The 16,992-nt window shown below is 62.5% G+C and carries 17 protein-coding genes; 16 read left to right on the top strand and 1 reads right to left on the bottom strand.

Features of this window, described 5'->3' with window-relative positions; genetic code table 11:
* From mutS to murJ, 4 genes are all read left to right on the top strand, one after another.
* The coding region (gene mutS / locus MOV76_RS25420) for a DNA mismatch repair protein MutS (RefSeq protein ID WP_247265555.1) at positions 1-1,555 on the top strand (1,555 nt) is incomplete at its 5' end.
* 12 nt (positions 1,556-1,567) lie between these two features.
* Entirely contained in the window at positions 1,568-1,843 is a 276-nt protein-coding gene (locus MOV76_RS25425) for a hypothetical protein (protein WP_018244509.1), read from the top strand.
* A 134-nt stretch (positions 1,844-1,977) separates the two neighbouring features.
* Complete coding sequence (locus tag MOV76_RS25430) at positions 1,978-4,884, top strand: [protein-PII] uridylyltransferase (protein ID WP_247265556.1); 2,907 nt, start codon at positions 1,978-1,980, stop codon at positions 4,882-4,884.
* A gap of 24 nt (positions 4,885-4,908) precedes the next feature.
* A complete protein-coding gene (murJ, locus tag MOV76_RS25435; RefSeq protein WP_247265557.1) occupies positions 4,909-6,489 on the top strand; it encodes a murein biosynthesis integral membrane protein MurJ in 1,581 nt (526 codons plus the stop codon).
* 24 nt (positions 6,490-6,513) lie between these two features.
* Here the strand turns inward: murJ and MOV76_RS25440 are convergent, their stop codons facing one another.
* Complete coding sequence (locus MOV76_RS25440; protein WP_018244506.1) at positions 6,514-6,942, bottom strand: D-Ala-D-Ala carboxypeptidase family metallohydrolase; 429 nt, start codon at positions 6,940-6,942, stop codon at positions 6,514-6,516.
* A gap of 187 nt (positions 6,943-7,129) precedes the next feature.
* On the opposite strand from MOV76_RS25440, the gene MOV76_RS25445 reads away from it, so the two are divergent.
* From MOV76_RS25445 to MOV76_RS25500, 12 genes are all read left to right on the top strand, one after another.
* Positions 7,130-7,528: a VOC family protein gene (locus MOV76_RS25445; RefSeq protein WP_247265562.1), complete on the top strand. Its 399-nt coding sequence runs from the start codon at positions 7,130-7,132 to the stop codon at positions 7,526-7,528.
* Between the two features lie 96 nt (positions 7,529-7,624).
* Positions 7,625-8,689 (top strand): tryptophan--tRNA ligase, encoded by a 1,065-nt coding sequence (trpS, locus tag MOV76_RS25450; RefSeq protein WP_018447785.1) that lies wholly within the window; start codon positions 7,625-7,627, stop codon positions 8,687-8,689.
* Between the two features lie 151 nt (positions 8,690-8,840).
* Complete coding sequence (locus MOV76_RS25455) at positions 8,841-9,332, top strand: universal stress protein (protein ID WP_003544884.1); 492 nt, start codon at positions 8,841-8,843, stop codon at positions 9,330-9,332.
* 219 nt (positions 9,333-9,551) lie between these two features.
* A complete protein-coding gene (locus MOV76_RS25460; RefSeq protein ID WP_018447786.1) occupies positions 9,552-10,118 on the top strand; it encodes a NifU family protein in 567 nt (188 codons plus the stop codon).
* A gap of 88 nt (positions 10,119-10,206) precedes the next feature.
* On the top strand, positions 10,207-10,869 hold the full coding sequence (tsaB, locus tag MOV76_RS25465) for a tRNA (adenosine(37)-N6)-threonylcarbamoyltransferase complex dimerization subunit type 1 TsaB (RefSeq protein ID WP_247265558.1): 663 nt from the start codon (positions 10,207-10,209) through the stop codon (positions 10,867-10,869).
* Complete coding sequence (locus MOV76_RS25470; protein ID WP_018244501.1) at positions 10,866-11,366, top strand: GNAT family N-acetyltransferase; 501 nt, start codon at positions 10,866-10,868, stop codon at positions 11,364-11,366. Before tsaB ends, MOV76_RS25470 begins: the two co-directional genes overlap by 4 nt.
* 82 nt (positions 11,367-11,448) lie before the next feature.
* Entirely contained in the window at positions 11,449-11,877 is a 429-nt protein-coding gene (locus MOV76_RS25475; protein WP_003544875.1) for a Fur family transcriptional regulator, read from the top strand.
* Positions 11,878-11,904: 27 nt separating this feature from the next.
* The gene (locus tag MOV76_RS25480) at positions 11,905-12,702 is read left to right on the top strand and encodes a 1-acyl-sn-glycerol-3-phosphate acyltransferase (RefSeq protein ID WP_018244500.1); all 798 of its coding nucleotides are present in this window, start codon (positions 11,905-11,907) and stop codon (positions 12,700-12,702) included.
* 96 nt (positions 12,703-12,798) lie between these two features.
* A complete protein-coding gene (miaB, locus tag MOV76_RS25485; protein WP_047617283.1) occupies positions 12,799-14,232 on the top strand; it encodes a tRNA (N6-isopentenyl adenosine(37)-C2)-methylthiotransferase MiaB in 1,434 nt (477 codons plus the stop codon).
* Between the two features lie 18 nt (positions 14,233-14,250).
* Positions 14,251-15,303 carry a PhoH family protein gene (locus tag MOV76_RS25490; protein WP_018244498.1) on the top strand — a complete coding sequence of 351 codons (1,053 nt, stop codon included), beginning with the start codon at positions 14,251-14,253 and terminating at the stop codon, positions 15,301-15,303.
* Positions 15,303-15,818 carry an rRNA maturation RNase YbeY gene (gene ybeY, locus MOV76_RS25495; RefSeq protein WP_047617287.1) on the top strand — a complete coding sequence of 172 codons (516 nt, stop codon included), beginning with the start codon at positions 15,303-15,305 and terminating at the stop codon, positions 15,816-15,818. The genes MOV76_RS25490 and ybeY overlap by 1 nt, the downstream gene beginning before the upstream one ends.
* The gene (locus MOV76_RS25500; RefSeq protein ID WP_047617291.1) at positions 15,815-16,960 is read left to right on the top strand and encodes a hemolysin family protein; all 1,146 of its coding nucleotides are present in this window, start codon (positions 15,815-15,817) and stop codon (positions 16,958-16,960) included. The genes ybeY and MOV76_RS25500 overlap by 4 nt, the downstream gene beginning before the upstream one ends.
* Positions 16,961-16,992 lie beyond the last annotated feature (32 nt).

Here is a 16,992-nt window from a genome sequence, read left to right on the forward strand (position 1 = left end):
CGGCCCGCGCGATCTCTGGGCGATCCGCCAGGGCCTGGAAGCGGCGGTCGGACTTGCGGCGATGCTCGGCAAGGCGATGCTTCCCGAAGAGCTCGACCAGGCACTATCCGGTCTGCAGGCCCTTCCCGGGACGCTGGAGAAGCTGCTTGCCGACACGCTCGCCGAAGAATTGCCGCTGTTGAAACGCGATGGCGGCTTCCTGCGCGACGGCGCCAGCGCCGAGCTCGACGAGGTCCGCGCACTGCGCGACCAGTCGCGTCGCGTCATCGCCGGCCTGCAATTGCAATATGCCGAGGAAACCGGCATCCGGTCGCTGAAGATCAAGCACAACAACGTCCTTGGTTATTTCATCGAAGTCACCGCCGGCAATGCCTCGCCGATGACGGAGACGGCGGACGCGAAGGCCCGCTTCATCCACCGCCAGACGATGGCGAACGCCATGCGCTTCACCACGACCGAACTTGCCGATCTCGAGAGCCGCATCGCCAATGCAGCCGACCAGGCGCTTACGATCGAGCTCGAAGCCTTCGACAGGATGACGGCGGCCGTCGTTGCGGAAGCCGAGGCGATCAAATCAGGCGCCCGGGCGCTTGCCGTCATCGACGTCGCCGCAGGTCTGGCGCTTCTCGCCGAGGAGCAGGCCTATTGCCGCCCGCAGGTCGACGGTTCGAAGATGTTTGCCATCGAGGGTGGGCGCCATCCGGTTGTCGAGCAGGCGCTGCGGCGGCAGGCTGGCGGCCCCTTCGTCGCCAATCATTGCGATCTCTCGCCAAAGACCGGCGACCGGGACGGGGCGATCTGGCTGCTGACCGGCCCGAACATGGGCGGCAAGTCGACCTTCCTGCGCCAGAATGCGCTCATTGCCATTCTAGCGCAGATGGGCTCCTTCGTGCCGGCGACATCAGCCCATATCGGCATCGTCGACCGGCTTTTCTCGCGTGTCGGCGCCTCAGACGACCTGGCGCGCGGTCGCTCGACCTTCATGGTCGAGATGGTGGAAACGGCGGCGATCCTCAACCAGGCGAGCGACCGTTCCCTTGTCATCCTCGACGAGATCGGTCGCGGCACCGCCACATTCGACGGTCTGTCGATCGCCTGGGCCGCCGTCGAGCACCTGCATGAGGCCAATCGCTGCCGCGGCCTCTTCGCCACGCATTTCCACGAGCTGACCGTGCTTTCGGAAAAGCTTGGCCGGCTGTCGAACGCCACGATGCGCGTCAAGGAATGGGACGGCGACGTCATTTTCCTGCACGAGGTCGGGCCGGGTGCAGCGGACCGCTCCTACGGCATTCAGGTCGCGCGCCTTGCCGGGCTTCCGGCCTCGGTCGTGGCGCGGGCCCGCGATGTGCTCACCCGTCTGGAAGATGCCGATCGCAAGAACCCGGCGAGCCAGCTGATCGACGACCTGCCGCTCTTCCAGGTGGCGGTGCGCCGCGAGGATACGGCCCGAGGGGCCTCCAAGGTCGAGGAGGCGTTGAAAGCGATGAGCCTTGACGACATGACGCCGCGCGAGGCAATGGATGCACTTTACGATCTCAAGAAGAAGCTGAAATAGGAGTAGCGCGCCATGTTCATGGAAAAACTGGTTCGCGAAACCGAGCGCCTCTCGCTCATCTGCTCCATGCTCGATACGATGCGGCGCGCCGACAAGGACCGCAATGCGCGCGGCTGGACTTCGCCGATCGGCATGCTGAAAATTACCCGCTGTTGCGCGATGATCTGCGAACTCGGAACGTCGATCGCCAAGGCGGGCTATCGCGAATGCGACAGGCAGGCGCTTGAAGAGATCATGCGCGAGACACGGCAGGTTCTGCATTTGCTGAATGCGCGAGCCGCCGGCTGAGGATTTCGGGAAAGCCGGCGCCTTGCGTCAAAGCGCGCTTGCATCTTGCAGCGAACCAACACCATTTCGCCAAATTTAAAGGTTCTTGCAGTATGAAAGCCCGTGTCAATCGCCGGGCAAAGGGGCTATAGCGCATGCAGACGAAACAAGCGGCAGGCCGTGAACCGGCAGCCCGGCATGAACAGGAAACCGTCCCGGCGACAGCGATGCGCGACCTCGATTTCTCCAATATCCTCGACGTCGAGCTCTTGCAGAAGCAGTGTGACGCCGTTGCCGAGGCCAACCGCAGCCGGCCCGACGTCCTGCGCGCCGATCTTCTGGCCGTGCTGAAGAAGGCGAGCACGGAAGGTCGGCAGAAGGCGCGCGCCGCACTGATGGCCGACGGCGGCGGGCTCAATTGCGCCTACCGGATTTCCTGGCTGCAGGACCAGATCATCGGCGCCCTCTACAATTTCGCCACCGCCCATATCTTTCCGCATCAGAAGGACAAGTTCGCGGTGACCGCCGTCGGCGGCTACGGCCGCGACACGCTGGCGCCCGGCTCGGATATCGACCTGCTGTTCCTCTTCCTGCCGAGGCCGGCGGAAGAGACGCACAAGGCGGTCGAATTCATGCTCTACGTGCTCTGGGACATGGGCTTCAAGGTCGGTCATGCCACCCGCACGGTGGAGGAATGCATCGCGCTTTCCAAGTCCGACATGACCATCCGCACCGCCATCCTGGAGATGCGCTACATCTGCGGCCTGCAGCGGCTGGAAACCGAGCTCGAGACCCGCTTCGACAAGGAGATCGTCACCGGCACCGGTCCCGAATTCATTGCCGCCAAGCTGGCCGAGCGCGACGAACGCCACCGCAAGGCGGGCGACACGCGTTATCTCGTCGAACCGAATGTCAAGGAAGGCAAGGGCGGGCTTCGCGACCTGCACACGCTGTTCTGGATCTCGAAATATTACTATCACGTGCGCGACCAGGCGGAACTGGTCAAGCTCGGCGTGCTGTCCAAGCACGAATACCGTCTGCTTGAGAAAGCCGACGATTTTCTCTGGGCGGTGCGCTGCCACATGCACTTCCTGACCGGCAAGGCCGAGGAGCGCCTGTCCTTCGATATCCAGCGCGAGATCGCTGAAGCCTTCGGTTATCACACCCGCCCGGGCCTTTCGGCCGTCGAGCGCTTCATGAAGCACTATTTCCTCGTCGCCAAGGATGTCGGCGACCTCACGCGCATCCTCTGCGCTGCGCTCGAAGACCAGCAGGCGAAGTCGATCCCGGGCCTCACCGGCGTCATCAGCCGCTTCACCCATCGCAACCGCAAGATCGCCGGCAGCGTCGAATTCGTCGAAGACCGCGGCCGCATCGCGCTCGCCGACCCCGAAGTCTTCAAGCGCGATCCGGTCAACATCATCCGGCTCTTCCACGTCGCCGACATCAACGGGCTCGAATTCCATCCAGACGCGCTGAAACGCGTCACCCGTTCACTCGCTTTGATCGATAATAGCTTGCGGGAAAACGACGAGGCCAACCGCCTGTTCATGTCGATCCTGACGTCGAAGCGTGATCCGGCGCTCATCTTGCGCCGGATGAACGAGGCCGGCGTGCTCGGCCGCTTCATCCCCGAATTCGGCAAGATCGTCGCGATGATGCAGTTCAACATGTATCATCACTATACGGTCGACGAACATCTGATCCGCACCGTCGACATTCTCTCCGAGATCGACAAGGGGCGCGCCGAGGACCTGCATCCGCTCGCCAACAAGCTGATGCCCGGCATCGAGGATCGCGAGGCGCTGTATGTCGCCGTTCTCCTCCACGACATCGCCAAAGGCCGCCAGGAGGATCATTCGATCGCCGGCGCCCGCGTCGCCCGCAAGCTCTGCGCCCGCTTCGGCCTGTCGCAGAAGCAGACTGAGATCGTCGTCTGGCTGATCGAGGAACATCTGACCATGTCGATGGTGGCGCAGACCCGCGACCTCACCGATCGCAAGACGATCACCGATTTCGCCGACCGCGTGCAGTCGCTCGACCGGCTGAAGATGCTCTTGATCCTGACGATCTGCGATATCCGCGCCGTCGGTCCGGGCGTCTGGAACGGCTGGAAAGGCCAGCTTCTGCGCACGCTCTATTATGAAACCGAGCTGCTGCTGGCCGGCGGCTTTTCGGAGGTCTCCCGCAAGGAGCGGGCCAATGCCGCTGCCGAAGCGCTGCATTCGGCACTCGCCGACTGGAGCCAGAAGGATCGCAATACCTATACCAAGCTGCACTACCAGCCCTATCTGCTCTCGGTGCCGCTGGAAGACCAGATCCGTCACGCCCATTTCATCCGCCAGTCGGATAAGGCGGGCCAGGCGCTCGCCACCACGGTGCGCACCGACAGTTTCCACGCGATCACCGAGATCACCGTACTGTCGCCCGACCATCCGCGACTGCTCGCCGTCATTGCCGGCGCTTGTGCTGCGGCAGGGGCCAACATCGTCGACGCCCAGATCTTCACCACATCGGACGGGCGGGCGCTCGACACGATCCATGTCAGCCGCGAATTTACCGACGATGCCGACGAACTGCGCCGGGCGGCCACGATCGGACGGATGATCGAGGACGTGCTATCCGGCCGCAAGCGGCTGCCCGAAGTCATCGCCACGCGCGCGCGCAATCGCAAGAAAAGCAAGGCATTCGTCATTCCGCCGTCGGTCAACATCACCAACAGCCTGTCGAACAAGTTCACCGTCATCGAGGTCGAATGCCTCGACCGGCCGGGTTTGCTGTCCGAGATCACCGCCGTGCTCTCTGATCTGTCGCTTGACATCCAGTCGGCCCGCATCACCACCTTCGGCGAGAAGGTGATCGACACCTTCTACGTCACCGATCTGGTCGGCCAGAAAATATCAGGCGACAGCAAGCGCGCCAACATCACCGCCCGGATGAAGGCGGTCATGGCCGAGGAGGAGGATGAATTGCGCGAGCGTATGCCCTCCGGCATCATCGCGCCTGCCGCCACCGCCCGGACCCCGCCTACCACCGAAAAGAAGGCCGGTTCCCCCATATGAGCCACCACGCATGAGCCCAAACGCATGAGCCTCGTCAAGAAATTCGCGACCGTCGGCGGCGCCACCCTCGGCAGCCGCATCTTCGGCTTCGCCCGCGAAACGCTGATGGCTGCGGCCCTCGGCACCGGACCGATGGCCGACGTCTTCTACGCCGCCTTCCGCTTTCCGAACCTGTTCCGCCGGCTGTTTGCCGAGGGCGCCTTCAACGCCGCCTTCGTGCCGCTCTTTGCCAAGGAGATCGAGGCGAACGGCACGGATGGCGCCAAGCGTTTTTCGGAAGAAGTCTTCGGCGTCTTGTTTTCGGTACTGCTCCTCATCACCATCGTGATGGAGCTTGCCATGCCGCTGCTGGTGCGCTTCGTCATCGCGCCGGGCTTTGCCGACGATCCCGACAAGTTCTCGATCACGATCCGCATGGCGGCGGTGATGTTTCCCTATCTGATGTGCATGTCGCTGACGGCGATGATGAGCGGCATGCTGAATTCGCTGCATCATTTCTTCGCCGCCGCCATCGCGCCCGTCTTCCTCAACGTGGTGATGATCGGGGCGCTGTTTTATGCGCTCTATACCGGCGCCGATCCGCTGGCGACGGCCTGGTACCTCTCCTGGGGCGTTCTTGCCGCAGGCGTCCTGCAGCTTGCCGTCGTCTATGTCGGCGTGCTTGCGGCCGGCATGAGCATCGGCTTCCGCTTTCCGAAGATGACGCCGAACGTCAAGCGGCTGCTGATCCTGGCTGTGCCGGCTGCGGTGACCGGCGGCATAACCCAGATCAACCAGCTGATCGGCCAGGCGATTGCGTCGTCCCGCGACGGCGCGATCGCAGCACTGCAATATGCCGACCGCATCTATCAGCTGCCGCTCGGCGTCGTCGGCGTCGCCGTCGGCGTGGTGCTTCTGCCGGAACTGGCCCGGGCGCTGAAGGGTGGCAACCTGCGCGAGGCCGGAAACCTGCAGAACCGCTCGATCGAATTCGTGCTGTTCCTGACAATCCCCGCCGCCTTCGCGCTCTGGATCCTGTCCGACGAGATCATCCGTGTGCTCTATGAGCGCGGCGCCTTCCATCAGGAAAATACCGCCGTCGTCGGCTCGATCCTGGCGATTTACGGCATCGGCCTGCCGGCCTTCGTGTTGATCAAGGCATTGCAGCCCGGCTTCTATGCCCGCGAGGACACCAAGACGCCGATGCGCTTTTCGGCCATCGCGGTTGCGACCAACTGCGCCACGGCGCTGACCCTCTTCCCCTATATGGGCGCGCCCGGCATCGCGGTTGCCGAAGCCACTGCCGGCTGGATCAGCACCGTGCTGCTGTTCACCACGCTTTTGCGCCGCGGCCACCTGACATGGGAATGGGCGCTGGCAAAGCGCACGGCTCTGCTGATCGTCGCCGCGGCCGTCATGGGTGCTGCCATCGTCTTCCTCAAGCAATATTTGGCGCCCTGGCTTGCCTCCGGCGCGCCGCTTGTCACCAAGATCGGTACCCTCGGGCTGCTGATTGCGATTGCGATGCTGATCTATTTCGCCGCCGCTTTCCTGGTCGGCGGGGCAAATCTCGGCATGATCCGACGCAATCTGAACCGCAAGCCGGCGCCGGCAAAGGACGGGTGAGGTCGCACTTTTCCTGGCATTGCTTCAGCAATCGACCCATCGCCTTTGCGGTCCGACGTCGACATGGATGATGCCGTTGCAATAGCTGCCGATACCGCCGATGCCCGGCGCGCTTCTTGCGGCAGCAATGATCGTGCGTTCCGACAGGCCGGGCATCCTGATATCGGCCGCCAGACATTTTCCGTGCAGCGACCCATGGCGGCGGGGATGCGGCCTGTGGCCCGAGGTTATCACAGGGCGTCGGCCGGTCTTCGCAGCAATATGCGACAGGACCGCTCGCAGGCGCCCTGGAAAGCAGCCGGCACGAACGCTGACTGTCTGGACCGTATAGGCGAGACGTGCCTGATGTTTTGGAAGATGAACGCCATGCCTTTTCATGTCTTGACCGACGGCACCCGTTGCTGATTGAAAGGCGAAAAGGCCTGCCATGGCGAGCAAAATTGCGTTCTGCATGGTCGCTCCGATCGGCTATCCAGCGACCCCAACGGCGCCGGCACCAGGCGCAGGATTTTCGGTTCAAAAAAAGCTTTTTTGTGAAATTTTATACTCAATTATGAGTAAGTCGGTTGATCAATTCGGCTTAAAATCCGGGGAATTGTGGCTCATAGGTGGAATAAATATCTCAAACGCGAGGCAGCACATGACGATCCAGTCTCTTTTCCTCGTCACCCTCGTGGTCGACGATTACGACCGCGCCAAGGCTTTTTATTGCGATGGTCTCGGTTTCGCTTGCCTTCAGGACGAGCCGCAGCCGGAGGGCAAGCGCTGGGTGGTGGTGAAGCCAAGGGGTGGGGATGGAGCCGCGTTTCTGCTGGCGCAAGCGGCAGACGAGGCGCAGCGCGCGGCCATCGGCAATCAGACGGGTGGTCGTGTCGGCTTCTTTCTAAAGACCGACGATTTCGCCCGCGACCATGCCGCGATGCTGGCAGTCGGCGTGCGCTTTCTGGAAGAGCCACGTCATGAGGTTTACGGCACGGTGGCGGTCTTTGCGGATCCCTACGGCAACACTTTCGATCTGATCCAACACGCGGCTGCCTGAACCCCTTGATTGCGACCGGTCGGCCGTGCATAAGCCGCCGCGTTAGCAACATGGGCGCAAAGCCCTGGGGCCCTCCACCAGCCTATTGAGGACGACATGAGCGAATTCAAGAAACTCGTATTCTCCGGCGTGCAGCCGACCGGCAATCTGCATCTCGGCAATTATCTCGGCGCGATCCGCCGGTTCGTGGCACTGCAGGAAGGCAATGACTGCATCTACTGCGTCGTCGACATGCATGCGCTCACCGCCCAGCTCGTGCACGAGGACATGCCGAGCCAGACGCGCTCGATCGCCGCTGCCTTCATCGCCGCCGGCATCGATCCGGAAAAGCATATCGTCTTCAATCAGTCGGCCGTGCCGCAGCATGCCGAACTCGCCTGGATCTTCAACTGCGTTGCCCGCATCGGCTGGATGAACCGGATGACGCAGTTCAAGGATAAGGCCGGCAAGGACCGCGAGCAGGCTTCGCTCGGCCTTTACGCCTATCCGAGCCTGATGGCCGCCGACATTCTCGTCTATCGCGGCACCCATGTGCCGGTCGGCGAGGACCAGAAGCAGCATCTGGAGCTTGCCCGCGACATCGCGATGAAGTTCAACCTCGACTATGCCGAGCATATCAGCAGGACCGGCTACGGCGTCGACATCACCGTCGGCAACGAGCCGGTGCATGCCTATTTCCCGATGGTCGAGCCGCTGATCGGCGGGCCGGCGCCGCGCGTCATGTCGCTGCGCGACGGCACCAAGAAAATGTCGAAATCGGACCCCTCCGATCTGTCGCGCATCAACCTGATGGATGACGAGGATGCGATCTCGAAGAAGATCCGCAAGGCCAAGACCGATCCGGACGGCTTGCCGAGCGAGATCGACGGGTTGCAGGGCCGTCCGGAAGCCGAAAATCTGGTGGCGATCTATGCCGCACTCGCCGACAAGTCGAAGGCGGACGTGCTGGCCGAATTCGGCGGCCAGCAGTTCTCCGTGTTCAAGCCGGCGCTGGTCGATTTGGCGATCCACGTGCTGGCGCCGATCACCGGCGAAATGCGCCGGCTGATGGACGATACCAGCCATATCGACGCGATCCTGCGCAAGGGCGGCGAGCGCGCCAGGGCCCGTGCCGAAGTGACGATGCAACAGGTGCGCGAGGTCATCGGCTTCCTCTATTGAGATAAATCTCCTCTTCTCTCCGCCGTGGGAGAAGGGGACCGCCCGCTGGGGAGAAGGCGACCTTCCCCCGGGGAGAAGAGGATTTCTTCTCGGGCATCAGGGCAAAAACTGGACTTGCAAATTTTCCGCTTCGGGTGTCAGAGTCCGCGCCATGGTATCGAAGCGACTCTCACGGCTCGAAGGTCACCGCCGCAAATTCATGGCGGTGATTGACGGCACACCCGAATGCCAACGCGCCGTTCATTATGCCGGCCGGCGCGCGAAGAATTCCAATGGCGGGCTGGTGCTGCTCTATGTGATCCCGGATGGGGATTTCCAGCAATGGCTCGGCGTCGAAGAGATCATGCGGGCCGAAGCGCGTGAAGAGGCCGAGGCAGTCGTTGCCAAGATCGCCCAGATCGTGCGCGAGACCATCGGCATCGAGCCTGAGGTCGTCATCCGCGAGGGCGGTGCTGCCGAACAGATCAACGCCGTGATCGAGGAAGACCGCGATGTGGCGATCCTGGTTCTGGCCGCCGGTTCGGCGAAGGAAGGTCCAGGGCCGCTGGTCTCCTCGGTCGCCGGCCGCGCGGCGGCGTTTCCGATCCCGGTCACCGTGCTGCCGGACACGCTGACCAACGAGGAAATCGATGCCCTCTGCTAGAGCATGATGCCGAAAAGTGTGAGCGGTTTTCGGACGACATCATGCTCTAACTATTTAATTTAGAACAGGATTCAGATTTTAGGCCGACTTCGCCTAAAATCATCCTGTTCTAGCTTTTCTTGAGTACAAGTCTCTTGATTAGAGCCGTCAATCGGCTTATCTTCTTTTGAAGAATTCTAAAGACGGCCGAGACCATGGGCCGGCCGCATGGAGAACCAGATGTTCATTCAGACCGAAGCCACGCCGAACCCCGCCACGCAGAAGTTCCTGCCGGGCAAGGTGGTGATGGAAAACGGCACGGCCGAGTTCCGCAGCACTGAGGAGGCTGCAGCCTCGCCGCTCGCCGCCCGCCTGTTCGAAATATCAGGCGTCACCGGCGTCTATTTCGGCTATGATTTCATTTCCGTCTCCAAGGACAATGCCGACTGGCAACATCTTAAGCCGGCTATATTAGGTTCGATCATGGAGCACTTCATGTCCGGCAAGCCGGTCATGGGCGATGCCTCCATCCTTTCCGAAGACGCCGATGCCGGCGACGAATTCTTCGACGAAGGCGATGAATCGATCGTGCTGACCATCAAGGAGCTTCTGGAAACCCGCGTGCGCCCGGCCGTTGCCCAAGACGGCGGCGACATCACCTTCCGCGGCTTCAAGGACGGCAAGGTCTATCTGAACATGAAGGGTTCCTGCGCCGGCTGCCCGTCTTCGACGGCAACACTGAAGCACGGCGTGCAGAACCTGCTGCGCCATTTCGTTCCGGAAGTGCAGGAAGTGATTGCCGCTTAAAAATCTTGAATTCGCCTGGCCGTTCATCTCAGGTTCGGCCGAACGGATTTATCGATAGGCGACACTAGTTTATTCGGAAATTGATGGCATGATCATTCTGGCGCTCGACACGGCAGGTGTGGACTGCGCTGCCGCTGTCTATGACAGCGGCAGGGATACGGTGCTGGGGGAGGCATCGGACATGATCGGCAAGGGGCATGCTGAACATCTGATTGGTATCGTCGATCGCGCGCTGGATCAGGCGGGACTGGCACTTTCTCATGTCGACCGCCTTGCCGTCACCATCGGTCCCGGCTCATTTACCGGTATCCGCGTCGGTGTTGCCGCAGCCCGCGGTTTTGCGCTCTCCCTCAATGTGCCGGCCGTCGGCATCACGACACTCGAAGTCATGGCCTCAGCCCAGCGCGACAAGACGCCTCATCGCGCCGTGCTGGCGGCGATGGATGCCAAGCGCGGCGAGATCTACCTCCAGTCCTTCGCAGCCGACGGTTCGTCCCTCGACGCGCCACGGGCAGTCAGCGTTGCAGAAGCACAGGCATTTGCCGCCGGCTTCGACGGCGAGATCACCGGTTCGGCGACGGCGCTGCTGAAGGCCGACGCCGGCGGCGATCACACCAACAGGTTCCCGATCTCCATCGTGGCGCGCCTGGGCGCTGCCGCCTCCCCCGATGCCGGAAAGCCGAAGCCCCTTTATCTGCGCGGACCCGATGCCAAACCGCAGGCCGGATACGCGATTGCGCGACGAGTATGACGATGCTGGAAGCCTATCTGACGCTGAAACCGGAATTCGAGATCATCGCCATGGAGCGCGAGGATTGCCGCGATGTCGCCGTCCTGCACGGCGAGCGCTTCGCCCGGCCTTGGGGCGACGGTGAATTTCACGGCCTGCTGATGCAGGACACTGTGTTCGGCTTCGTCGCGCGCCAGACCAATGCCATCCTGAAAAAGCCGCTTCCGGGTTTCATTCTTGCCCGCCATGTCGCCGGCGAGGCTGAAATCCTGACCATTGCCGTGCAGGCGAAGGTCGCCCGTGCCGGACTTGGCTGGCGGCTGATGCAGGCGGCGATGCGGGAAGCGCGGTCGCGCGGCGGCGAGAGCATGTTTCTCGAGGTCGACAACGGCAATACGGCAGCGCTTGGCCTCTACCGCAAGCTCGGCTTCGAAAAGGTCGGCGAACGTCAGGGTTACTACAGACAGGAAAACGGCGCCCTCTCCACGGCGCTTGTCATGAAGCGCGTTCTTCGGTAGTTCCCTGGCAGCAAGATGACATGCAAGCCGGCGCAAATGCCGTGCGGCGTTGTCGAAACACGAATATCTCTATAGGCCGGCGATGACTGATGTAGCCAAGACCCTTGAGGAGCTTTGCACCGAACGCGGCATGCGCATGACCGAGCAGCGCCGCGTGATCGCGCGCATCCTGGAAGACTCGGAAGACCATCCCGACGTCGAAGAACTCTACCGCCGCTCGGTGAAGGTCGATGCGAAGATCTCGATCTCGACCGTCTATCGCACCGTGAAGCTGTTCGAGGATGCCGGCATCATCGCCCGGCACGACTTCCGCGACGGGCGCTCGCGCTACGAAACGGTGCCGGAAGAACACCACGACCACCTTATCGACCTGAAGACCGGCACGGTCATCGAATTCCGCTCGCCGGAGATCGAGGCGCTGCAGGAGCGCATCGCCCGCGAGCACGGCTTCCGGCTGGTCGACCACCGGCTGGAGCTCTACGGCGTGCCGTTGAAGAAGGAAGACCTCTGAAGCAATGGCAGCCCGGGAGACCAGCATTTGATCGCCTGGTTGCGCATCGCCTTCGCCGCGGTCGTCATCCTTGCCGTCAGCATCGTGCTCATGCCGCTGCAGGTGCTGGCGCTGCGTTTCGACTGGCGGCTGCGCCGCAGCCTGCCGCGCGTCTGGCACCGGATCGTCTGCTATTGCCTCGGCATCCGCGTCCGCGTGAGCGGCAAGCTGGAAGATCGCCGGCCGCTGATGCTCTGTTCCAACCATTCTTCCTGGCTGGATATCATGGTGATGTCGGCCGTTGCCGACGTCGTCTTCATTGCCAAGATCGAGGTGCGCGACTGGCCGATCTTCGGCACGCTCGCCAAGCTGCAGAAGAGCGTCTTCGTCGTGCGCGAGGAGCGGCGCAAGACCGGCCATCAGGCAAACGAGATCGCCGGGCGCATGGCCGACGGTGAGATCGTCGTGCTCTTCCCCGAGGGCACGACCTCGGACGGCAACCGGCTGTTGGAGGTCAAGTCGTCGCTGTTCGGCGCTGCCGCGATGGCGGTGCCGACGTCGCCGACGGGAACGGTCGTGGTGCAGCCGGTGGCGGTTGCCTATACCAGGGTGCACGGCATCGCCATGGGGCGCTATCACCGGCGGCTCGCGGCCTGGCCGGGGGATCTCGACCTCTTGCCGCATCTCATCGATATCGTGCGCTGCGGCGCCATCGACGCCGAAGTATCCTTCGGCGAGGCGGTGGATTACCGCGCCGACACCAGCCGCAAGGAGGTGAGCGCGACGATTGCCTTGCGCATCCGCAACCTCCTCAACAGCCGACTGCGCGGGCGGGAAATCTCCTAGAGCCTTTCCTGGTCAGATTGCAGCATTCTGTCCAGGAAAGGCTCTAAGACAAGATTTCGATTTTCTCCGGCGTCAAAAACCACTAAATAGCGCGCCATGACACAGGACAGCGCCCTTCTCCCGGCCCCGAAGGCAATCCCCCACGAGGGGCCCAACGAGGCCCTCCGCGACGGCAGCAACAGCCGCAAGGTCTTCATCAAGACCTATGGCTGCCAGATGAACGTCTACGATTCGACGCGCATGAGCGATGCCCTCGCCCGCGACGGCTATGAGCCGACGGAAGATATGGAAGAGGCGGATCTCGTTCTCCTCAACACCTGCCATATCAGAGAGAAGGCGGCCGAGAAGGTCTATTCGGCGCTTGGGCGGCTGCGCGAGATGAAAAAGAAGAAGGCGGCGGACGGCCGGGAGATGATGATCGGCGTTGCCGGCTGTGTCGCCCAGGCCGAAGGCGAGGAGATCCTGCGCCGCGCGCCTGCCGTCGACGTCGTCATCGGCCCGCAGACCTATCACCGCCTGCCGGAGGCGCTGCGCCGGGCCAAACAAGGCCAGCGCGTCGTCGATACCGAATATGCGATCGAAGACAAATTCGAGCATCTGCCGATCGCCGAGAGCCGAAAGATCCGCGCCCGCGGCGTTACCGCCTTCCTGACGGTGCAGGAGGGCTGCGACAAGTTCTGCACTTTCTGTGTCGTGCCCTATACACGCGGCTCGGAAGTGTCGCGGCCGGTTTCCCAGATCGTCGAGGAAGCCGAAAAGCTCGCCGAAGGCGGGGTGCGCGAGATCACCCTGCTCGGGCAGAACGTCAACGCCTGGCACGGCGCCGGGCCGCGGGGCGAGGCATGGAGCCTCGGCGACCTGCTCTACCGGCTGGCCGAGATCCCCGGCCTTGCCCGGCTGCGCTATACCACAAGCCATCCGCGCGACATGGACGACCGGCTGATCAATGCCCATCGAGACCTCAGGGCGCTGATGCCGTATCTCCACCTGCCGGTGCAGTCGGGTTCGGACCGCATCCTGAAAGCGATGAATCGGCGTCATACGGCTGCCGAATATCTGGCGCTGATTGCGCGCATCCGCACGGTGCGGCCTGACATCGCACTGTCGGGCGATTTCATCACCGGCTTTCCGGGGGAGACAGACAAGGATTTTGAGGATACACTGAGACTTGTGGAGGAGGTCCGTTATGCACAGGCCTTCTCGTTCAAATACTCGACACGGCCGGGCACACCCGGCGCGGAACTGAAGGACCAGGTGCCGGAAGAGATCAAGGCAGAACGGCTGGAACGCCTGCAAATGCTTCTCCTGAAGCAGCAGCAGGAATTTGCCGAATCCTGCATCGGCAAAGAGATTGACCTGTTGCTCGAAAAGCCCGGTCGCATGCCGGAACAACTAATCGGACGTTCTCCCTGGCTTCAATCTGTGAATGTTGATGCAAAAGCATCGCAAATCGGTGACATTATCAAAGTGCGAATCACAGGAACCGGAACGAACAGCCTGTTTGCCGAACGCGCAGAGGCTGCGGTTTAACCTAAGGAGCCCGACCGCTTGAACGGACAAGAATTGGTTTCTTCTTCACCGCGCCACCCCCGCACGCCGAGCGACACCAATCACTTCGTCCTGACGTTCGAGAACAACCGCTTCGCCAGCGAGCTCTTCGGTCAATTCGACCAGAACCTCAAACTGCTCGAGCAACGGCTGAACATCGATGCGCGGGCGCGCGGCAATTCGGTCGTCATCACAGGCGATATCGTGACCACCAACCAGGCGCGGCGCACACTCGACTATCTCTATGAAAAGCTTCAGAAAGGCGGCAGCGTGGAACGATCCGACGTCGAGGGCGCAATCCGTATGGCGGTCGCCGCCGACGATCAGCTCAGCCTGCCAACCATGGAGCGCAAGGCCAAGCTGACGATGGCACAGGTTTCCACACGCAAGAAGACGATCATCGCCCGTACGCCGACCCAGGATGCCTATATCAGGGCGCTGGAACGCGCCGAGCTTGTCTTCGGCGTCGGCCCGGCCGGCACCGGCAAGACCTATCTCGCCGTCGCCCATGCCGCTCAGCTCCTGGAGCGTGGCGCGGTCGAAAAGATCATCCTGTCGCGCCCGGCTGTCGAGGCCGGCGAGCGCCTCGGCTTCCTGCCCGGCGACATGAAGGAAAAGGTCGACCCCTATCTTCGCCCGCTTTATGATGCGCTCTACGACATGATCCCTGCCGACAAGGTCGATCGGGCAATCACCGCCGGCGTCATCGAAATCGCGCCGCTCGCCTTCATGCGCGGCCGCACGCTCGCCAACGCCGCCATCATCCTCGACGAAGCGCAGAATACGACGTCGATGCAGATGAAGATGTTCCTGACGCGTCTCGGCGAAAATGCCCGCATGATCGTCACCGGCGACCCGAGCCAGATCGACCTGCCGCGCGGCGTCAAATCCGGCCTCGTCGAGGCCTTGCAGCTTCTGAACGGCGTCGAGGGCATCTCGATCGTGCGCTTCAAGGATACCGACGTCGTCCGCCATCCGCTGGTCGGGCGCATCGTCAGGGCCTATGATTCCACTTACGCCGTCGAAACCGAAGAAGTCAGCCGGCAGGACTAATGGCCGAACTCGACATCCAGATCAGCGTCGAGGACGTCGGCTGGCCCGGCGAGGAGACGCTGCTGTCGTTTTGCGAACGCGTGCTCGGTGCCGCGGTGGTCTATCTCCGCGACAGCGAGAAGCAGCCCTTCCCGACGATGCCGCCCGAGGTTTCGCTCGTCTTCACCGACGATGCCTCGATCCAGGACATCAACGCCGAATGGCGCGGCAAGGACAAGGCGACCAATGTGCTCTCCTTTCCGGCCTTTCCGGTTCAGCCCGGCAAGATGCCCGGCCCGATGCTCGGCGACATCATCATCGCCCGGGAGACCTTGGAGCGGGAAGCGGCCGAGCTGGAAAAGAGTTTCGACGACCACCTGACCCACCTTCTGGTGCACGGTTTCTTGCATCTTCTCGGCTACGACCATATGAATAGTGGCGAAGCCGAAATTATGGAGGGGCTGGAGACTCGCATTTTGGCCCAGCTCGGCCTATCTGATCCCTACGAGGGTCAAGACCTTAAAATGGAACCATGAGCGACTTTACGACGAAGCCGGCGGCAGACGCCAAGGACTCCGAGCCATCCTCCTCTTCGGACGAGGCAGGCAGTAGTAGTCGGCCATCCGGCCGATCGCAATCCTTCTGGTCGCGCGCCGCGCGCATCCTTCGCCCGCAGCAGGGCTCGCGACTGCGCGAGGATCTCGCCGACGCGCTGATGACCGATGCGGCCGGCGACGACGCCTTTTCGCCCGACGAACGGGCAATGCTCAACAACATCCTGCGCTTTCGCGAAGTGCGCGTCGCCGACGTGATGGTGCCGCGCGCCGATATCGAGGCGGTCGACCAGAACATCACCATCGGCGAGCTGATGATCCTCTTTGAGGAATCCGGCCGCTCGCGCATGCCCGTCTATGCCGATACGCTCGACGATCCGCGTGGCATGGTGCATATCCGCGACCTGCTCTCCTACGTCGCCAAGCAGGCGCGCAACAAGCGCCGCGGCCCGACGAAACCGGCCGTTGCCGTGCCGGCGATCGAGGTTGCGCCCGAAAACATCCAGAAGACCACGCGTTCGGCCAAGACGAATTTCGATCTCGCCCGCGTCGACCTGCAAAAGACGCTGGCCGAGGCCGGTATCATCCGCAAGATCCTGTTCGTGCCGCCGTCGATGCTGGCGTCCGACCTGTTGCGTCGCATGCAGGTGAACCGCACGCAGATGGCGCTCGTCATCGACGAGTATGGCGGCACCGACGGGCTTGCCTCGCATGAGGACATCGTCGAGATGGTGGTCGGCGACATCGACGACGAACATGACGACGAAGAGGTGATGTTCAAGCGCGTCGCCGAAGACGTCTTCATCGCCGACGCGCGCGTCGAACTGGAAGAGATCGCCGCGGCGATCGGGCCGGATTTCGACATCAGCGAGCAGGTCGACGAGGTCGATACGCTGGGTGGCCTGATTTTCTCGGCGCTCGGCCGCATCCCGGTGCGCGGCGAAGTCGTCCAGGCGCTCCCGGGCTTCGAATTCCACATCCTCGACGCCGATCCGCGCCGCATCAAGCGGCTGCGCATTACCCGCAAGCGCCATGCGATCCGCCGCCGGACCAAGCTGGATGGCGACATCGCCCCCGGCTCCGAGGCGGGCGACGATCGGCCGGCGGAATCGACCGCCAACTAAAGCTGCTTGTTTTTACGCATGTCGTTATCCCG

Origin of the sequence: Rhizobium sp. PRIMUS64, from assembly GCF_023006465.1 — a bacterium.
GTDB lineage: Bacteria > Pseudomonadota > Alphaproteobacteria > Rhizobiales > Rhizobiaceae > Rhizobium > Rhizobium leguminosarum.